At 59.9% G+C, this 18,559-nt stretch carries 10 protein-coding genes; 2 read left to right on the forward strand and 8 right to left on the reverse strand.

Annotated features, from left to right (window positions below; translation table 11 throughout):
- Nucleotides 1-22: 22 nt before the first annotated feature.
- Entirely contained in the window at nucleotides 23-1,243 is a 1,221-nt protein-coding gene (locus QLG12_RS00270; RefSeq protein WP_011335536.1) for an aspartate aminotransferase family protein, read from the reverse strand.
- 308 nt (nucleotides 1,244-1,551) lie between these two features.
- On the opposite strand from QLG12_RS00270, the gene QLG12_RS00275 reads away from it, so the two are divergent.
- Complete coding sequence (locus QLG12_RS00275; RefSeq protein WP_282473686.1) at nucleotides 1,552-9,294, forward strand: DUF6543 domain-containing protein; 7,743 nt, start codon at nucleotides 1,552-1,554, stop codon at nucleotides 9,292-9,294.
- Nucleotides 9,295-9,352: 58 nt separating this feature from the next.
- On the opposite strand, the gene argR is transcribed toward QLG12_RS00275, so the two are convergent.
- The 7 genes from argR to acs all read right to left on the reverse strand — a co-directional run bounded on the left by argR (nucleotide 9,353) and on the right by acs (nucleotide 17,434).
- Nucleotides 9,353-10,333, reverse strand: a complete 981-nt coding sequence (argR, locus tag QLG12_RS00280) for a transcriptional regulator ArgR (RefSeq protein WP_085709719.1) — start codon at nucleotides 10,331-10,333, stop codon at nucleotides 9,353-9,355.
- A gap of 246 nt (nucleotides 10,334-10,579) precedes the next feature.
- Nucleotides 10,580-11,344 carry an ATP-binding cassette domain-containing protein gene (locus tag QLG12_RS00285; RefSeq protein WP_003227281.1) on the reverse strand — a complete coding sequence of 255 codons (765 nt, stop codon included), beginning with the start codon at nucleotides 11,342-11,344 and terminating at the stop codon, nucleotides 10,580-10,582.
- A gap of 23 nt (nucleotides 11,345-11,367) precedes the next feature.
- A complete protein-coding gene (locus QLG12_RS00290; protein WP_282473687.1) occupies nucleotides 11,368-12,480 on the reverse strand; it encodes a succinylglutamate desuccinylase/aspartoacylase family protein in 1,113 nt (370 codons plus the stop codon).
- Nucleotide 12,481: 1 nt separating this feature from the next.
- Nucleotides 12,482-13,180: an ABC transporter permease gene (locus QLG12_RS00295; RefSeq protein ID WP_011335540.1), complete on the reverse strand. Its 699-nt coding sequence runs from the start codon at nucleotides 13,178-13,180 to the stop codon at nucleotides 12,482-12,484.
- Nucleotides 13,177-13,866 carry an ABC transporter permease gene (locus QLG12_RS00300; RefSeq protein ID WP_007951063.1) on the reverse strand — a complete coding sequence of 230 codons (690 nt, stop codon included), beginning with the start codon at nucleotides 13,864-13,866 and terminating at the stop codon, nucleotides 13,177-13,179. Before QLG12_RS00300 ends, QLG12_RS00295 begins: the two co-directional genes overlap by 4 nt.
- A gap of 91 nt (nucleotides 13,867-13,957) precedes the next feature.
- Nucleotides 13,958-14,731 (reverse strand): ABC transporter substrate-binding protein, encoded by a 774-nt coding sequence (locus QLG12_RS00305; protein ID WP_064383630.1) that lies wholly within the window; start codon nucleotides 14,729-14,731, stop codon nucleotides 13,958-13,960.
- 747 nt (nucleotides 14,732-15,478) lie between these two features.
- On the reverse strand, nucleotides 15,479-17,434 hold the full coding sequence (acs, locus tag QLG12_RS00310; RefSeq protein WP_007951065.1) for an acetate--CoA ligase: 1,956 nt from the start codon (nucleotides 17,432-17,434) through the stop codon (nucleotides 15,479-15,481).
- Nucleotides 17,435-17,886: 452 nt separating this feature from the next.
- Here acs and QLG12_RS00315 point away from each other — a divergent pair, with 452 nt between their 5' ends.
- On the forward strand, nucleotides 17,887-18,147 hold the full coding sequence (locus QLG12_RS00315) for a DUF2790 domain-containing protein (protein ID WP_011335542.1): 261 nt from the start codon (nucleotides 17,887-17,889) through the stop codon (nucleotides 18,145-18,147).
- Nucleotides 18,148-18,559: the final 412 nt, after the last annotated feature.

Here is an 18,559-nt window from a genome sequence, read left to right on the forward strand (position 1 = left end):
ACGCCGGGCGGTCTTGCATGAATCAGGCTTGAGTCAGTTTCGCCGCAGCACGTTCGAAGCGATCCAGACCGGCGTCGATGTCCGCGTCTTCCACCACCAGGCTCGGGGCGAAACGGATCACGTCCGGACCGGCCTGCAGAATCATCAGGCCTTCTTGTTCAGCGGCGTTGAAGATGTCCTTGGCCTTGCCTTTCCAGGCGTCGCTCAGCACGCAACCGATCAGCAGACCGAGACCACGCACCTGGGTGAACAGGCCGTACTTCTCGCCGATCTGTTGCAGGCGGGTCTTGAACTTGTCGTGCTTGGCATGAACGCCGTTCAGCACCTCAGGGGTGTTGATCACGTCGATCACAGCTTCGGCCACGGCACACGCCAGCGGGTTGCCGCCATACGTGGTGCCGTGAGTGCCGACGACCAGATGCTTGGCCAGCGCTTCGGTGGTCAGCATAGCCGCGATCGGGAAACCGCCGCCCAGGCTCTTGGCGCTGGTCAGGATGTCCGGGGTCACGCCGTAATGCTGGTAGGCGAACAGGTTGCCGGTACGGCCCATGCCAGTCTGCACTTCGTCGAACACCAGCAGCGCGTTGTTGGCGTCGCACAGTTCACGGGCGCCTTGCAGGTAAGCCAGCTCGGCCGGCAGCACGCCGCCCTCGCCCTGGATCGGTTCCAGAACGACCGCGCAGGTCTTGTCCGAAACAGCGGCTTTCAGTGCCGCCAGATCGTTGTACGGCACGTGGGTGATGCCGGTGATTTTCGGGCCGAAACCGTCGGAATACTTCGACTGGCCACCAACGTTCACGGTGAACAGGGTACGGCCGTGGAAGCTGTTGAGCGCGGCGATGATTTCGTATTTCTCGGTGCCGAAACGGTCGAACGCGACGCGACGGGCCAGCTTGAAGGCGGCCTCGTTGGCTTCGGCGCCGGAGTTGCAGAAGAACACGCGCTCGGCAAAGGTGGCGTCGATCAGCTTGTGCGCCAGGCGCAGGGCCGGTTCGTTGGTGAACACGTTGGACACGTGCCACAGCTTGTTCGCTTGCTCGGTCAAGGCACCGACCAGCGCCGGGTGCGCATGGCCCAATACGTTGACGGCGATGCCGCCGGCGAAGTCGATCAGCTCGCGGCCGGCCTGATCCCAGACGCGGGACCCGGCGCCACGCACCGGAATGAAAGCGGCAGGCGCGTAGTTGGGAACCATAACCTGGTCGAAATCGGCGCGTTGTACCGCAGCGTGCTCAACGGACATCGGAGTCTCCTGATGAGGGCCACCCGCCTGAAACTGGCGAGCGATGGGGGGATTGTAAGGACAGTTTTGTGCCCGGCCTTGCCGCCAAGCGACAACTTCTTATAGCGCAAACCCCGGATTTTCCCGGGTTTACGGCAATGCGACATATAGCGTCGCAAAGGCGCAGTTTAAACCGTCGCCAGCAATTGCAGCAGGCCTGAGAGGATATCAATTGCGGCAGCCGCCAATGTCATATCTATGTACCGCACTTTGTCGAAAGCAATTTGATTTGCTGGGCTCCTTTTCCGGATGCCGAAGGCAGGATCACCATGCAATCTCCGATCAATCGGGCCAGCGCCACGGCCGACACCGACGACCGACACAACCCGCCCTCTCATTATCAACCGCTCGTCAACGCCATGCCCTCATGGCTGGGCAATGCCTCGGACAAAAGGCGCGAGGCACTGAAGAACAATCGCAAGACACTTCCCGACACCATCAAGACTGCACCGCAGGCGGATCACGATGAATTGAGAACCGCGATTGCCGACCACATGTCCGCTCAGAACACCGTGGATCAGAGGCTCGAACGCGTGCAGGACGCCAGCGCGTTTGCAACACCGCTGCTTGCGCAAGCGTTGAAGTCCCGGTTCGGCGTGGAAGTGGACGTCAAGGAAACCTTCTTGCGCCTCTACATACCGGTGACCGTGTCCGGCTTTGCGATCAAAACCGGCGCCCGGGTCTGGACCGTATCGCTGGTAGAGGCGGCGCTGCACAATTTCGAAGAGAAGGAAACACGGCAAGGGGCTTACGAAAGTGGCTCGTCCTTCATTTCCAGACCGTCTGCGACAGGGCAGTTCGAGCCGCTGCCGCAGGTCAACGGCAAAATCACTATCCCGGCCTTCACCAGCCTGTGCCGGGAGCTGGACATCGGCGCCCGCTACAAAACCTACCTTGAAGACAACCTCGGTTTCACCAGTCCGGTCGCCGCTGCGGTGTTATCCCGCGAGGTCAAGGAAAGTCAGAAAGCCGCACTGAGGGCCGCCCTCCAACTGGCACGAATGAACCAGGACATCGGAGAGTTATATTTTCGACTGATCGGTGGCTTGCTCGATGGTCTGGAAGGCATGCGGATCGACCGTCAACCGCTGCGCTGTCACGACTTGACGATGATGTCGGCCACACTGACCGGCATCGTGATATTCACCCCGGATCTGGAACAGGCCAGGACCTCGACCCGGGTGGTTGCTTACATACCCGATGATCCCGAACACCCCATCAAGGAATACGCCTCGCCCGTCGAAATGGAGAAAGAACTGACCCGCCAATTGCGCGCCCCCGACTATCAGCGTTTCTTCAGCCGTTTCGTACTCCATGAACAACGTGGTCATTTCTTCAGCGAACTGAACCGGCGACTGAGCAAGGTGACATGGCACAAGCCTGAGGCGGGAAGCCCACTGCCTGCCTGGCGAGACACCCCTGTAAACAAGCCGAAACTGCAACTTGCCGTCACGCCCATCACCACAGAACTCTGGGAACACCTCTACCAGGGCAAGCTGAACAAGATCCTCAATGACGCAGCGACTATCGCCGTATCAACGGCCACGACGGACGCTAACGCCCGCTGGGCGCTCTGGGACTCATTCGTCAACGTGGCGTCATCGATTCTCGAGATCGCCTCCTTCGTCCTGATGCCGTTCGTACCGTTTCTCGGAGAAATCATGATGGCCTACATGGCCTACCAATTTCTCGACGAAGCCTTCGAATGGATTGTCGACTGGGCCGAAGGGCAGATTACAGAGGCCGCCGAGCATTTTTTCACCGCATTGGAATCATTGATCCAGCTGGGGGCCTTCGCCCTCGGTGGCGGGATTGCCCTGGCAGAACTGCCAAAAATATTGCCGGCAGAAGTCATGTCATTCATTGACCGGTTCCAGCCCGTCAAACTGCGCAATGGCAAAACCCTATACTGGAAACCGGATCTGAAACCTTACGAGCGCCAGGTCAAGCCACCCGAAGGGACCGGGCCCGACCACCAGGGCCTGCATCACTATCAGGGCGAAAGCCTGCTGCCACTCGAGCAGACGCATTACCTCGTCAGTCCGCATGAACATCCCGGCCAACTCTACATCGAACACCCCGCACGGGCAGATGCCTACCGCCCCATCGTGCGCCATAACGGCGAAGGCGCCTTTCATACCGAGCTTGAACGGCCGCTTGAATGGGACGCCCCTACCGTATTGCAACGGATCGGTCACAGCGTCGAGTCGTTCCCTGCGGTGCGACGTGAGCAGATCCTCAAGGTCAGCGGTTATACGCAAGACGCACTGCGCAAAATGCACGTCAACCAGGAGCGCTTGCCCCCCTTGCTGGCCGACAGCATTCAGCGCTGCCGGATTGATCAGGACCTGCAGGACTTCATCGACCGGATGGCCAGCGACCGCCCCGAGGATTATTCAGGTGCAGATCCGCTGCTCCAGCTCCGGCTGATCGCAGAGCAAACGCCCTGGCCCCAGCGCAAGACATTGCGTTTCATCAACGCTCAAGGTGAGATTGCATGGCAATCCTCTGCTGACGAACAGCTTCCTGTGACCGAGATTCGGCAGGACAGCCTGTCCGATGGCGACGTCCTCAAGACGCTGCTGCAAACGCTCAGCGAGCCGGAAATCAATACGCTGCTGGGAGAGGATTTCGGTGAGATGCACGCTATCGAAGCGCGCACGCGCAAGCTCAGAGCCAGACTGGCGCAGATCGCCCGAGAGCAGCGCACGTCGCTTTTCGAGCAACGCTACCAGGCGCTCCAACAGCGCGACGAGCCCTTGATCAGGCGTGCGGCCCTGCATGAGCCGCAGTTGCCTGCCAGGGTGACTGAAGAGTTGCTGAACACGGCCACCGGTTCGGAACTGGTGATGATCAGCAAAGGACAATGGCCCGAACGGCAACAGGCGCTGGCAGAACATGCCAGCCAGGAACTGCGCGTCACTCGCGCCTTCGAAGGGTTGTTGCTGGATTCCGTGCGCAATCCTGATACCGATACGCTGGCGCTGCACAGCCTGCAACGATTGCCAGGCTGGTCCGCAGACGTACGCCTTGAAGTGCGCGGTCAAGATCCCCAGGGACAGCTGATCGACAGCACCGGCCCGGTCGATGCCGCCATTCAGAAGGTGCTGGTGCTCAAATCCGATGGGCTCTGGCAGCCGTACGACGAGCAGGGACTACAACTGCACGGCTCCACCGATTTCTACACTGCCGTCCTGCAAGCCCTGCCGGACGCGCAAAGAAACGCCTTGAACCTGCAGATCGGCGAGGGGGGAAAACTCAGACAAGCCATCAGTGACAATCCGCTGCCACGTACCGAACTGCGGCTGGCAATCACGCCCGATCCCGTGCCGCCTCCCGTCGTGGACACCTTGCGGTTGCTGGGCACGGACGGCTATTCACGCAACCCGCCACCGGGGCTGCGAACGCCCCGCACGCTGGACAACCGGATCAGGCAGATCTACCCGAGAATGCCTGAAGTCGAACGAATCGCTATGGCGCAGCGCCTGGCCAACCATCCGAACGGCGCGATCGCCGAACTGTCACGGCTTCAACTGGAATACGCGCAACTCGACAGCGATCTCAATCAATGGCTGTTCGACCTACCGGAGATCAACCCGGCTGATGGCCTCCGTCGAACGGATGACCAACAGATGGCCGCCATCCGTGATCGCCAGACGTTCGCCAACGACCTGCGCAGTTGCTGGCGCAGAGAGATGCATGGCCCGCATGGTTACCAGATGCGTTTTTCACAGCCGATCGTGGGTGACCTTCCCGCCCTGACGGCCGACTTTTCCCACGTCGACAATCTTGAATTGATCGGCAGCGGCGAGCCGGGTGCCCTTGACCACTTCCTCGAAAGGTTTTCGGGACTTGTACGCATGGAACTGCGCGACTTCGACCTGCACAATCTGCCGCAGCGCCTGACAACGCTCGCAGGTCTGAAACAGCTGACGCTGCAAAACTGTGGCGTCGTCCTGACACCGGAAAACCAGTCGATCATGTCGAGCCTCAACGGGCTGACCGCACTGGATCTGGAAGGCAATCCACTGGGTGTGACGTTCGACTTCACCTTCATGCCGAACCTGTCGCATCTGAACCTTTCCAGTACCGGCCTCTCCGAAATCCCCAGCGGTGTCCTGGATCACCCGCGCCTGACCAGCGCATGGCTAACCGATAACCAGATCACCACACTGCCCGATGCCTTGTTCGAACAGCCGGCCGCTTCCACCGCGGGGTACGATTTTTTCGGCAACCCGCTTTCTGCTGCAACCCGCGAAAACGTGAAGATCTACTTCAACCGGACCGGCAGCGATCTGGGCGTTCGTCCCGAGCAAACGGATATAAACCGGATCAAGGCACTGTTTACCGACCTGAATGACCGTCAATCCAGCGAACTGATTTACAGCCTGCCCGGCTCGCTCTTACAGGGTCGGCTTCAACTGGATCGCTGGGAGAGCGAAATAACCCGGCTGACCAGCGAGCTGGCCACATGGGCGCGGGACACACCCAATCGTGATCCGTCCACGGGTGAACTGCTGACCCCCAACGAACATTTCAATCAGTTTTATGAGCGAGAAATTTTCGCCGGAAGAATTGAGCGGCTGTGGCGTCACCGCTCGACGGCACACCCGCTGACGAGAGCGGATGTGTTATCGGCGCAAGCCAATTTCATCGGTGACATGCCGGAGCTGTCGGCGGATTTCAGCCACATCACCGCACTGTCGCTCAACGGGAACAAACAAATACGTGCCACCTCAACCTTTCTGCGCAGCTTTCCCCGGTTGAAACGCCTGATCCTGCATGACTTTGCACTTGAACAACTGCCACAGTCCCTGGCGGCCCTGCCCGTGCTCGATACCCTGGTTCTCAACAACTGCGGCGTGACCTTGACTGGCGAGCTGCAGCTTGCACTGGCGGGGATGCGCGAGCTTGAATCACTCGAACTGCCCAACAACCCGCTGGGCAGTGCGCCCGACGTAGGCAGTCTGCCAGCGCTCATGTATCTGGACCTCTCTCGCACAGGCATCAGCGATGTTCCTCCCGGATTGGCCGGACATCCGAGATTGAAAACGGCCATTGTCAGTGATAACCGGATCAGCGAATTGCCCGAGGCGCTCTTTGACCAGCCCGCCTTCGCCAGCGCAGGATTCGATTTCTCCGGCAATCCGTTGACCGCCGACACACTGGAACGGATCAAACGTTACTCGCGCGACACCGGTATGGATTTCGGCGTGGTCGCCAAACAGGCTGACATCGATGCCACCCAGGCGCTGTTTCCCGACCTGGACGGCGAAGAGGCCAGCGAAGTGTTTTACGGGTTACCCGGTGACCTGGAACACGGACGCCGCCAGCTCAGGCACTGGAAAGCCGAGCTCGAGCAACTCACCGCCGATCTGTCGCAATGGAAAATGGCAATACCCCACGAGCATCCTTTCAGCCATCAACCCCTCTCACCTCGGGAGTTCCTCGCCGAACATTCGGCACGAACAGCGTTTGCCGAACAGTTGCAAACACTGTGGCGCTCACGAATGCCGGAAAACCCCAGGCAGCGGGGCGATTCACTGGTAGCGCGTGTGACATTCATCGGCGAATTGCCCACCCTGACGACCGACTTCAGCCACATCCGCGAAGTCTCACTCACAGGGCATGACGCTCTCGGCAACGTCGACGGTTTCCTGCAACCCTTCAACACCTTGCGCCACCTGGAACTGCACGATTTCAACCTGGGCCAGAACCCGCTGACATCCATGCGCATGCCTTCACTGCAGCGCCTGGTTCTGGAGCATTGTGGATTGACGCTGACCCCGCAAAGCCGCGCATCCCTTTCGTCTCTTGAAGACCTTCGGTATTTGAATCTGAGCCGAAACCCGCTGGGCGCCCATCCGCCCCTCGAAGCGCTGCCGGCCTTGGTGCAACTGCGCATGATCGATACCGGGATTTCGAGCCTGCCCGACGGTTTGCTCGGTCATCCACGACTGCTCGTCGCCATGCTCGAACGTAACCGGATCCGCGATCTGCCCGACATCCTTTTCGATATTTCCGCCCGCCCACCCAAGCAACTCAGCCTCGCCGACAACCCGCTGTCATCGGCCACGCGCGAACGCATCAAGCTCTGTTACCAGCAGTTCAGGCAGCAATTCGGCGTTTCAATGCCTAGAGAAGACCTCGAGCGGATCCGTGAGCTGTTTCCATCCCTGAGCGATGATGACGCCAATCGAGTGCTGTACCTGCTGCCGGGAACTCTCGACTTCGGTCGATTACAGATCGGGCGCTGGGAGACCGAACTGCGGCAGCTTGAAGACGACCTCGAAAAATGGGTGACTGACATCCCTGATCGTTATCCGGCAAGCGGCATCGAGCTGACCGCCAGTGATCGATCCGCAGAGCATGCCAGTCGCAGGATGTTCCGACAGGAGATCGAATCGTTCTGGCGCGAAAGGTCTCGCGAACACCCCGAGAGGCGAAGCACGGTGCTCAACCTCAATCCGGCCTTCATCGGTGACCTGCCGGACTTGAGTGCCGACTTTTCTCACGTGACAACGCTATCGATCACCGGCAATGCTCAGCTACGGGCAGGCACAGGCTTCCTGCGAGGGTTCACCGGCCTCGACTCGCTCGAATTGCGAGATCTGGCATTGACCGAGGTGCCACCCGCACTGACCGCAATGCCGGATCTTCAGCAACTGGTGCTGAGCAACTGCGGGGTCGTACTGGATGACAAGGGCAGCGCCACGCTGGCGTCACTCAAACAACTGGTCAGACTCGATCTTTACAGCAATCCGCTGGGCCGGCTGCCGGATATTCGCGGCCTGCCGGAACTGGAATTTCTCGATCTGTCGAACACCGGGATTACCCGGCTGCCATCGAGTTTGCTGGATCCTCCCTGGCTGGAAACCGCCATCCTCAGCGGCAATCGCGTGACCGAACTACCCGCCGAGCTCTTCGATTTGCCGGCCTCCGCCAGCAACGGCATTGACCTGGGCGACAATCCGCTGGACGCGGCCACCCGCGAGCGCATCAAGGACTACTTCCGCCGAACCGGGGAAGACCTTGGCGTGCTGGCCGAGCCGTCGGACATCGCACGCGTCCAGACGCTCTACCCGGCCCTGAGCGATAAACAGGCCAGTGATTTCATCTATCACCTCGAAGGCACACTGGCCGATGGCCGGATCGAGCTGGCACGCCGGGAAGCCGAACTCGAGCAACTGCTGGGTGATCTTGCCGCCTGGGAAAACGACATACCCGTTCACCCGGTCACCGGGCTGCCACTCCCTCCGGACCAGCGCCTGATGCAAGAGCAAATCAGAACGGCATTGCGAGAAGCATTGCTGACTTGCTGGCGCAAACCCCCGGTGGAAGGAGCAGACGCCAGTGACCACCAGTTTGCGTTCAGGCTGCCGATCATGGGGGAGTTGCCAACACTGACCGCCGACTTCGGCCACGTTTCGGATCTCTATCTGGTCAGCACCAGTAATCACTCGCCGCGGATAGGTCGATTCCTCGAGGCCTTTACCCACCTTGAAAGCGTCGATATTCAAGGTTACGACCTGCCCTCCATCCCCGAAGCCGTGTTCCGGATGAAGCGACTCACCACCTTGAGCCTGCCGACCTGCAATCTCAGGTTATCGCCGCAGGACGTGGCCGGGCTGGCGAGTCTGGACCAACTTGATCTGCTGCATCTGCACAATAACCCGCTCGGACTGACACCTGACCTCAGCAATTTGCAGAACCTCACCGACCTGGACCTGAGCACCACCGGTATCAGGGAAATTCCCAAGGGTGTACTGGAGAATTTCAACTGGATGGAAGTGGATCTGTCGGGCAATGAAATCACTGAAATGCCCGATGCACTCATGGAGGTGCCTGCCCACGTCGGCGATCGCTACGACCTGTACGGCAATCCCTTCTCCGCCCAGGCCATGCAGCGAATTCGGGCTTACTACCAGGAAACGGGGATGACCCTGAACGTTGACGACGTCATGGAACATCCACAGGTGCAAACTCGCCCCAGTGCCGAAATCGAAGATTGAAGGACATTTGAAACGACAGCGCCATGGAGTCGATCTCCATGGCGCTGCGGCTCACCGGTCAACCGCGCTCTGGCGGCACCGACGACAGTTCGAAAGGACTGCTGCTGCGCCGCTGGTTGCGGTCTTCCCGCGGCGTGGCGCCGAAGAAGTTGCGATAGGCGCTGGAGAAATGCGGCCCCGACGAGAATCCGCACGACAGGCCGATCTGGATGATCGACTTGCTGGTTTGCATCAACATCTGCCGGGCCTTGTTCAGGCGCAGTTCCAGGTAGTACTGGCTCGGCACGCGGTTGAGGTATTGCTTGAAGATCCGCTCCAACTGGCGACGGGACACGCACACGTGCTGGGCGATTTCGTCGGTGGTCAGCGGCTCTTCGATGTTGGCTTCCATCAGCAGCACCGCCTGGGTGAGCTTCGGATGGCTGGAGCCGAGGCGGTTCTGCAATGGAATGCGCTGACGCTCGCCGCCTTCGCGGATGCGCTCGACCACCAGTTCTTCGGAGACCGCACCGGCCAGTTCAGCACCATGATCACGGGCCAGCACTGCCAGCAGCAAATCGAGCACCGACATGCCGCCGCACGCGGTCAGGCGATCGCGATCCCAGTCGAACAAATGGCTGGTGGCGATGACTTTCGGGAAGCGTTCGGCGAAATCGTCCTGCCAGCGCCAGTGCACAGCGGCGCGGTAGCCGTCGAGCAGACCGAGTTGCGCCAGCGGATACACACCGGCCGACAGACCGCCGATCACACAACCGGCACGCACCAATTGCTTGAGTGCGCTGCTGAGTGCCGGCGCCAACGTGGTCGGTGGCTCATCGGCGAGCAGGAACAGTTTCTGGAAGTTCTCGAGTTTGCCGGCCCAAGGTTCGCCGGGCAGTTGCCATTCACCTTCGGTCGGTGCTTCGGCCTGCAGGAACGACAGTTCGTAAACCACGTCCGGATGCACACGCTGGGCAACACGCAAGGCCTCCTCTGCCAGCGCCAAAGTCAGAGCTTTAGTGCTGGGCCAAATCAGGAAACCAATTCGATGGGCAGTCATGGGCGGGCGATCCGAAGCGAATAACGGTGATGAAGGCAAGGGCCAATGCTAGCCCGAAAATGAACACAAATCGCGAAACCAGCAAAGATCAATTGTGGGAGCTGGCTTGCCAGCGATAGCGGTGTGTCTGTCCCAGAAATGCAATCTGGCAGGACGCCATCGCTGGCAAGCCAGCTCCCACAAGAATCGAGACCGGCCTCAAGGCTGCGAAGCATGCACTATCTCGGTGCGCAACGGCAGCCCTGATTACTTGAGGCTGCCCGAGAGGAATTGTTGCAAACGTTCCGATTGCGGATTGACCAGCACCTCACGCGGGTTACCGCTTTCTTCGACGACGCCTTTGTGCAGGAACACCAGCTGGTTCGACACTTCACGGGCGAAGCCCATTTCGTGGGTCACCACCACCATGGTCCGGCCTTCCTGAGCGAGGGCCTGCATGACTTTCAGCACGTCGCCGACCAGTTCCGGGTCGAGGGCCGAAGTCGGTTCGTCGAACAGCATCACTTCCGGCTCCATCGCCAGCGCACGGGCGATTGCCACACGCTGCTGCTCGCCACCGGACATGTGCCCCGGGAATGCATCCTTACGATGAGCCACGCCGACCTTGTTCAGGTAGTGCTCGGCTTTCTCGCGGGCTTCGGCCTTGGACACACCCAGCACGTGAACCGGCGCTTCCATGATGTTTTCCAGCGCGGTCATGTGCGACCACAGGTTGAAGTGCTGGAACACCATCGACAGGCGCGAACGCATGCGTTGCAGCTGTTTCGGATCAGCGGCTTTCAGCGCGCCGTCCTTGTTCGCTACCAGTTTCAGCTCTTCGTTGTTGAGCAGGATCTTGCCCGCGTGCGGCTGCTCGAGCAGGTTGATGCAGCGCAGGAAAGTACTTTTGCCGGAGCCACTGGAGCCGATGATGCTGATCACATCGCCGGCGGCCGCTTTCAGGGAAACGCCCTTGAGCACTTCGTGACTGCCATAGCGTTTATGCAGGTCTTGGACTTCAAGTTTGTACATGCGGTCGGTTCTCACAAAAACAGTCAGTCGTTGAGCAAAGGGCCGTCGCGCAGCGCATCGCGCCCCGCCACTTTGGCCAGCCAGAAACCGGGTTGGGCGTAACGCAGCCGCTCAATGGCAAACAGCACCCCGGACGTACCAGCACAGACCGTGCTGACCCGATCCGACAGCGGATCGATCACTTCGAAAATCTTGTCACCGGCTTCAACCCACTCGCCGGGCTTGCGCAGAAAACTCACCACACCGGGATGCGGCGGCAGGAGCATTTCGGTGCCTTCGAACGGCATGCCTTCGCATGGTTCGTGCGCCGCGCTCGGCCACTCGCCACGGATCAGACCCTGCTCGGCGAGGAACGCCAGAATGCCTTCAGCCCAGGCTTCGGCCTGCGCCGGCGTGGTGTCAGCCTGACCGCCGAGTTCGACGGTGGTTGCCAGGCACGCCAGTGGAATTTGCGCGTCCGGGAACAGGCGCGACAGACGCAGCCACGGCAACGAACAGGCTTCATCGAACGAGCTGCCGCCGGAATCTTCCGCCAGCAAGCCGACCTTCACGTCCAGGTGCGCAGCGAGCGAACGCCACTGCGGCCAGTGCTGCGGCAACGCGTACATGTGCAGCGCGGCTTCACAGTCGCAATGCAGATCCAGCACCACATCGGCGGTGGCGGCATGTTGCAGCAGGATGCGTTGCATGCCTTGCAACTGGCTGCCGGCCTCGGGCAATGCGGCCAGGTGATCGGCCATCGCCTGACGGATCAGACGGATGTTGGCGTGCGTATCATCACCGAGTTGTCCTTCCAGCCTGGCGGCCACCGGGGCGCTGAGCTCGACGAAGTCACGGTTGAAATTCTTGCCGCTGCCGGCCTCGAAACGGCCCTGATGGTTGCCTTGCAGCAACTGGCCAAGGCCCAGCGGGTTGGCCACTGGCACCAGCTCGATGACGCCGTTGAGCAGGCCCTTGGCTTCGAGTTCGCCGAGGCGTTTTTTCAGTTCCCAGGCGGTGCGCATGCCGGGCAGTTCGTCAGCGTGGAGGCTGGCCTGGATGTAGGCCTTGCGCTCGCCGCTACCGAAGCGAAACACCGAAATCCGGCGCTCGCTGCCCAGGTGGCTCCACGGCAGAACGTGGTCGATGCGTTCCATATCAGTGCTTCCTCGGGGCCAGGTAGCTCAGCCAGCGACGCTCGGCCAGCTTGAACAGGCGCACCAGAATGAAGGTCAGGCACAGGTAGAACACGCCGGCGGTGATGTACGCCTCGAACGGCAGGTAGAACTGCGCATTGACGGTGCGGGCCGCGCCAGTGATGTCGATCAGAGTCACGATGGACGCCAGACTGGTGGTCTGCAGCATCATGATCACTTCGTTGCTGTACTGCGGCAGCGCCCGGCGCAGGGCCGATGGCAGCAGGATGCGCTTGTACATCTTGACGCGCGACATGCCCATGGCCTTGGCCGCTTCGATCTCGCCGTTCGGCGTGGCCTTGAGGCTGCCGGCGATGATTTCGGCGGTGTAGGCGCTGGTGTTGATCGCGAACGCCAGGCACGCACAGAACGTCGCGCTGGACAGCCACGGCCAGAGGAAGCTCTCGCGCACGGCTTCGAACTGGGCCAGACCGTAGTAGATCAGGAACAGCTGAACCAGCATCGGCGTGCCGCGAATCACGTAGGTGTAGAGCCAGGCTGCGCCATTGACCACAGCGTTCTTGGATACGCGCATCAGCCCCAGCGGCAGGGCCGCGAGCAGACCGAAGAACAGCGACAGCGCGAGCAGCTTGAGGGTCGTGACCAGACCGCCGAAGTACAGCGGCAGGGCCTCCCAAATGACGTTGTAGTCGAAGATCATAGATCAGCCGCCCTTACGCCTACCGAGTAGCGCTTCTCAAGGTGACGCAGCGCCAGCAACGAGACACTGGTGATCACCAGGTACATCGCCGCCACTGCGAGGAAGAAGGTGAAAGGCTCGCGGGTGGCGTCGGCCGCCTGCTTGGCCTTGAACATCATGTCTTGCAGACCGACCACGGAAATCAGCGCGGTGGCCTTGGTCAACACCAGCCAGTTGTTGGTGAAGCCCGGAATCGCCAGACGAATCATCTGCGGCACCAGCACCCGGAAGAACACCTGGAAGCTGCTCATGCCGTACGCCATGCCGGCTTCGGCCTGACCTTTGGGGATCGCCATGAACGCACCGCGGAAGGTTTCCGACAGATACGCACCGAAGATGAAACCGAGGGTGCCGATACCGGCGGCCAGCGGGTTCAGGTCGATGTAGTCGTCATAGCCGAGCATCGGTGCGACGCGGTTGAGCAGGTCCTGACCGCCGTAGAAGATCAGCAGGATCAGCACCAGGTCGGGAATCCCGCGAATCACCGTGGAATACAGATCGCCCAGCCACGCCAGCCAGCGCACCGGCGACAGGCGCAACGCGACGCCGATCAGCCCGAGAACGATGGCCAGGGCCATGGACGACAAGGCGAGCTGAAGCGTCAGCCAAGCGCCATCGAGGATGACAGCCCCGTAGCCTTTCAACATGATTCAGGTCCTCGAAAGTTGGGATGAAAAAATGGCGCAAACCGCAGAGATCCTGTTGCTTGCGCCATTTCGGACGGGTCGAGCGACGTCTTTACTTGCCGTAAATGTCGAAGTCGAAGTACTTGTCCTGGATTGCCTTGTACTTGCCGTTCTCGCGGATGGCCGCGATGGCGGTGTTTATCTTGTCTTTCAGGGCGTCGCCCTTACGCACTGCGATACCAACGCCGTCGCCGAAGTATTTGACGTCGGTGAAAGCCGGGCCGACGAACGCGAAGCCTTTGCCGGCGTCGGTTTTCAGGAAGCCGTCATTCAACAGCGTAGCGTCCGCCACGGTGCCGTCGAGGCGGCCGGCGGCCACGTCGAGGTAGATTTCGTTCTGCGAGCCGTACGGCTTGATCTCGGCACCCAGCGGGGCCAGGACTTCGCGGGCGAAACGCTCGTGGATCGAGCCACGCTGCACGCCGATGTTCTTGCCCTTGAGCTCAGCCAGACCTTCGCTGACCTGAGTGCCTTCCTTCATCACGAGGCGGGCCGGGGTGTTGTAGTACTTGTTGGTGAAGTCCACGGACTTCTTGCGGTCTTCAGTGATCGACATGGACGACAGGATCGCGTCGATCTTGCGCACTTTCAGTGCCGGGATCAGACCGTCGAACTCTTGCTCGACCCACTGGCACTTGACCTTCATTTCTTCGCACAGCGCGTTGCCGATGTCGTAGTCGAAACCGACGATGCTGCCGTCCGGCGCTTTGGAGGCGAATGGAGGGTAAGCCGCTTCGATACCGATTTTCAGAGGCTTTTCATCGGCGAATGTCGGCAGGGACAGCACGGACAGTGCCAGGGCGCCAAGCAGCACAAGTTTCTTCATCTTGGGACTCCATCGGTAAAGGGCAAAAACGGCAGAGTGAGCGACAGCCCAATATGCGAATGGGTGTAACGAAATCGGTTGCTGCGTGCGTGGGACATTTCCAGTCAAAACCGCGAAGGCTTCAACGCAAGCCACGACGAGCGAGTGATCGGCATTCTAACGACAGGCCCGAAGCCGATATTTCTTCAATGCGACAACTAATTACAGATGCACCGAGAAACCCGCCTGAGCACATTGACAGCCCTGCAATTTCATGCAAGAGCAAAAGATAGTGAACCGATCTATGCTGCAAATTGCGGGCCTATTATTCGCAAACCCTTCTAATCCGGCAAGCGCGGGGTTATGCCTTATTTTTCACAGAGCGTTTTGAGGCCCAAAAACAGGGCATTGCGTTTCCGGACGCCCCGTTGCGGAGCGGGCGGTTACACATTCAGTTACTTGAAGGTCGACGGGTAACAGTGGGAATTAGCTGACGGGGCAATTCGATAATTATTGGCTGCCGATTTTGTGTTCCATCAAAGGGTTGCACCTTTGCATGACAAACCGCTTTCGCTGGCAAGCCAGCTCCCACAGGGATCAGCGTTACTCCCGCCATCTCCCGCACACCACGAAACCTGTGGGAGTTGCGGTGCGACGATTCGACTTGCCAGCGAAGGGGTCGGCACTAGCGACCCACAAACCACAGGCAACAAAAAGCCCCGCCCGGCGCAATGCCGGACGGGGCTTTTCAGCCTTCAGACCCGCCGCTTACGCGACGTTCATGGTCTTGTGCGTATCGATCAGGTGTTGCACCACACCCGGATCGGCCAGGGTGGAGATGTCGCCCAGGCCTTCGTATTCGGCGGTAGCGATCTTGCGCAGGATGCGGCGCATGATCTTGCCCGAACGGGTCTTCGGCAGCCCTGGCGCCCACTGGATCACGTCCGGCGAAGCGATCGGTCCGATCTCCTTGCGCACCCAGTTCTTCAGCTCCAGACGCAGTTGCTCGCTCGGCTCTTCGCCGTTCTTCAGGGTGACGTAGACATAAATGCCCTGCCCCTTGATGTCGTGCGGCACACCGACCACCGCCGCTTCGGCGACTTTCGGGTGAGCGACCATCGCGCTTTCGATCTCGGCGGTGCCCATGCGGTGGCCCGATACGTTGAGCACGTCGTCCACACGACCGGTGATCCAGTAGTAACCGTCAGCATCGCGACGAGCACCGTCACCAGTGAAATACATGCCACGGAAAGTCTTGAAGTAGGTGTCGACGAAACGGTCGTGATCGCCGTACAGGGTGCGCGCCTGACCCGGCCACGAATCGAGAATCACCAGATTGCCTTCAGCCTCGCCCTCGATGATGTTGCCGAGGTTGTCCACCAGCGCCGGCACCACACCGAAGAACGGACGTGCGGCCGAACCAGGCTTGAGCGCATGGGCGCCCGGTAGCGGGCTCATCATGTTGCCGCCGGTTTCGGTCTGCCACCAGGTGTCGACGATCGGGCAACGGGATTTGCCGACGTTCTTGTAGTACCAGTCCCAGGCTTCCGGGTTGATCGGCTCGCCCACCGAACCGAGCAGACGCAGGCTGCTGCCGTCCGCGCCTTCAACAGCAGCGGTGCCGGAAGCCATCATCGCGCGGATCGCGGTCGGTGCGGTGTAGAGGATGTTGACCTTGTGCTTGTCGACGATCTTCGCCACCCGGGTGATGTCCGGGTAGTTCGGCACGCCTTCGAACAGCAGCGTGGTCGCGCCGTTGGCCAGCGGGCCGTAGACGATGTAGCTGTGACCGGTAACCCAGCCGACGTCGGCGGTGCACCAGTAGATTTCGCCCGGACGGTAGTCGAACACGCGCTCGTGGGTCATCGCTGCGTACAACAGGTAGCCGCCGGTGGTGTGCTGCACGCCCTTCGGCTTGCCGGTGGAGCCGGAGGTATAAAGGATGAACAGCGCTTCTTCGGCGCCCATCTCTTTCGGCGCGCAGACAGTGCCTGCCACTTTCATCAGGTCTTCGTACCAGATGTCGCGATGCTGGTTCCACTTGATGTCGCCGCCGGTGCGCTTGCACACGATGACTTTCTGGATGCTGCTGGTTTCCGGGTTGGTCAGGGCGTCGTCGACGTTGGCCTTGAGGGAAATCTTCTTGCCGGCGCGGATGCCTTCGTCCGCGGTGATCACCACTTTCGAGCGGCAGTCGATGATGCGACCGGCCAGGGCTTCCGGCGAGAAGCCGCCGAACACCACCGAGTGAATCGCGCCGATCCGGGTGCAGGCCAGCATGGCGACCACGGCTTCGGGGATCATCGGCATATAAATGGTCACCACGTCGCCGCGGTGCACGTCCTGACCACGCAGGGCGTTGGCGAGCTTGCACACTTGTTCGTGCAGTTCGCGGTAGGTGATGTTGCGGCTTTCGGAAGGATCGTCGCCTTCCCAGATAATGGCGACCTGATCGCCGCGCTCGGCCAGATGGCGGTCGAGGCAGTTGTAGGAAACGTTCAGGGTGCCGTCGGCAAACCACTTGATGTCGACATGGTGATCGTCGAACGAAGTCTGTTTCACCGTGGTGAAAGGCTTGATCCAGTCGAGGCGCTTGGCTTGTTCACGCCAGAAGCCGTCAGGGTTGACGACCGACTGTTGGTACATGGCTTTGTAGGTCGCCTCGTCGGTCAGCGTATTGGCCAGAACCTCGGGACGAACGGGATACAGGGAAGCCGCACTCATCTTTCCTACCTCGGTGTAATAGTTGTTTTTGTATGACCCTGTTGTAGCCGGGGCGCCCGTATAGAACCATTCGACGATGGTAGTAACAAGCCCCTACAAAATATCCAGAAATGCCCTGAACACCCCTGAAGCAAACCCCGCAACCCTTGTGGGAGCTGGCTTGCCAGCGATTCAGACGCCTCGTTTTCCCGGGAAAGCCGCAGCGCCGGCAACACGTTCTCGACGGATTGTTACCAAATCTGCCAAAGGTGTTTATCAAAACCGGGTCTGTTTACCCCCACCCCGCCTCCCTAAAATTCACCTCGCCGACAAGGCAAAGCGATTAACAAGGTTACAGCCCCCACGAAGGCCGTTAATCCAGTTCTGAAGTAACAAAGCAAAACGATGAAGTTCCACACGCAACCCCAAAAAGGTTGCGTGACCCCACTCGACCTCAAGAAGGTAAATTTCAGATGAAAGCTTTATTGGTTCTGGCCCTCAGCAGTCTGTGCGCAACCGCCATGGCAGACGAGGTTCCGACTGATGTCGCCCAGCAACAACCAGCCATCGAGGAATACACTTACTCCACTCACCTGGACATCGCCAAAGTTGTATCGATGAGCGAAGTGCCAAATGTCTGCGAAGTTGTTCCGGCGAAAATGGAGTACGACGACTCCAAAGGTCAGCGTCACATCCTGCGTTACAGCATCATGGGCAACGGCTGCACCAATTGATGCGTTGAGACTGCACCGAATCGGATCACTCAGCGCAACATCGAGGGTCGATTCCAGCCCGGCTTCGGTCGGGCTCAGTTGTGTTTGAAGCGGCGCAAAAGGGTTGCAAAACACAAGATATAGTGAAAACCCCGGTTTTTTGCTCGTTTTTTGAGCAATCAATCACACGCCAAAAAATTAATGAAAAAAATTTCTCCGGGGCCAATCCCGGCGAAAGCCCTGTAAACCCTCGCTCCGATCGAAATCACCCGCGCGCTCGACCGCCCTGCGCTGTTTCGCCCTCCCCCACGCCCGTGTTTTTTTCCCTATAATGCCGCCCTAATCGGGTCAGCAATATTCCCTTACAGGGATCAAAGCCATTCTGAAGCCCCGCAGCAGCGACAACGCTGACCTGCGCCCGTCAGAGGCTCTC

Origin of the sequence: Pseudomonas sp. V88_4 (assembly GCF_029967985.1) — a bacterium.
In the GTDB taxonomy this organism is placed as follows: Bacteria; Pseudomonadota; Gammaproteobacteria; order Pseudomonadales; family Pseudomonadaceae; genus Aquipseudomonas; species Aquipseudomonas glycinae.

What these genes read in the sequence shown, in the direction of transcription:
- QLG12_RS00300 (WP_007951063.1), bottom strand. Translation starts at nt 13,866, where the DNA reads ATGTTGAAAGGCTACGGGGCTGTCATCCTCGATGGCGCTTGGCTGACG.
- QLG12_RS00270 (WP_011335536.1), bottom strand. Translation starts at nt 1,243, where the DNA reads ATGTCCGTTGAGCACGCTGCGGTACAACGCGCCGATTTCGACCAGGTT.
- QLG12_RS00295 (WP_011335540.1), bottom strand. Translation starts at nt 13,180, where the DNA reads ATGATCTTCGACTACAACGTCATTTGGGAGGCCCTGCCGCTGTACTTC.
- QLG12_RS00305 (WP_064383630.1), bottom strand. Translation starts at nt 14,731, where the DNA reads ATGAAGAAACTTGTGCTGCTTGGCGCCCTGGCACTGTCCGTGCTGTCC.
- QLG12_RS00285 (WP_003227281.1), bottom strand. Translation starts at nt 11,344, where the DNA reads ATGTACAAACTTGAAGTCCAAGACCTGCATAAACGCTATGGCAGTCAC.
- QLG12_RS00315 (WP_011335542.1), top strand. Translation starts at nt 17,887, where the DNA reads ATGAAAGCTTTATTGGTTCTGGCCCTCAGCAGTCTGTGCGCAACCGCC.
- argR (WP_085709719.1), bottom strand. Translation starts at nt 10,333, where the DNA reads ATGACTGCCCATCGAATTGGTTTCCTGATTTGGCCCAGCACTAAAGCT.
- QLG12_RS00290 (WP_282473687.1), bottom strand. Translation starts at nt 12,480, where the DNA reads ATGGAACGCATCGACCACGTTCTGCCGTGGAGCCACCTGGGCAGCGAG.
- QLG12_RS00275 (WP_282473686.1), top strand. Translation starts at nt 1,552, where the DNA reads ATGCAATCTCCGATCAATCGGGCCAGCGCCACGGCCGACACCGACGAC.
- acs (WP_007951065.1), bottom strand. Translation starts at nt 17,434, where the DNA reads ATGAGTGCGGCTTCCCTGTATCCCGTTCGTCCCGAGGTTCTGGCCAAT.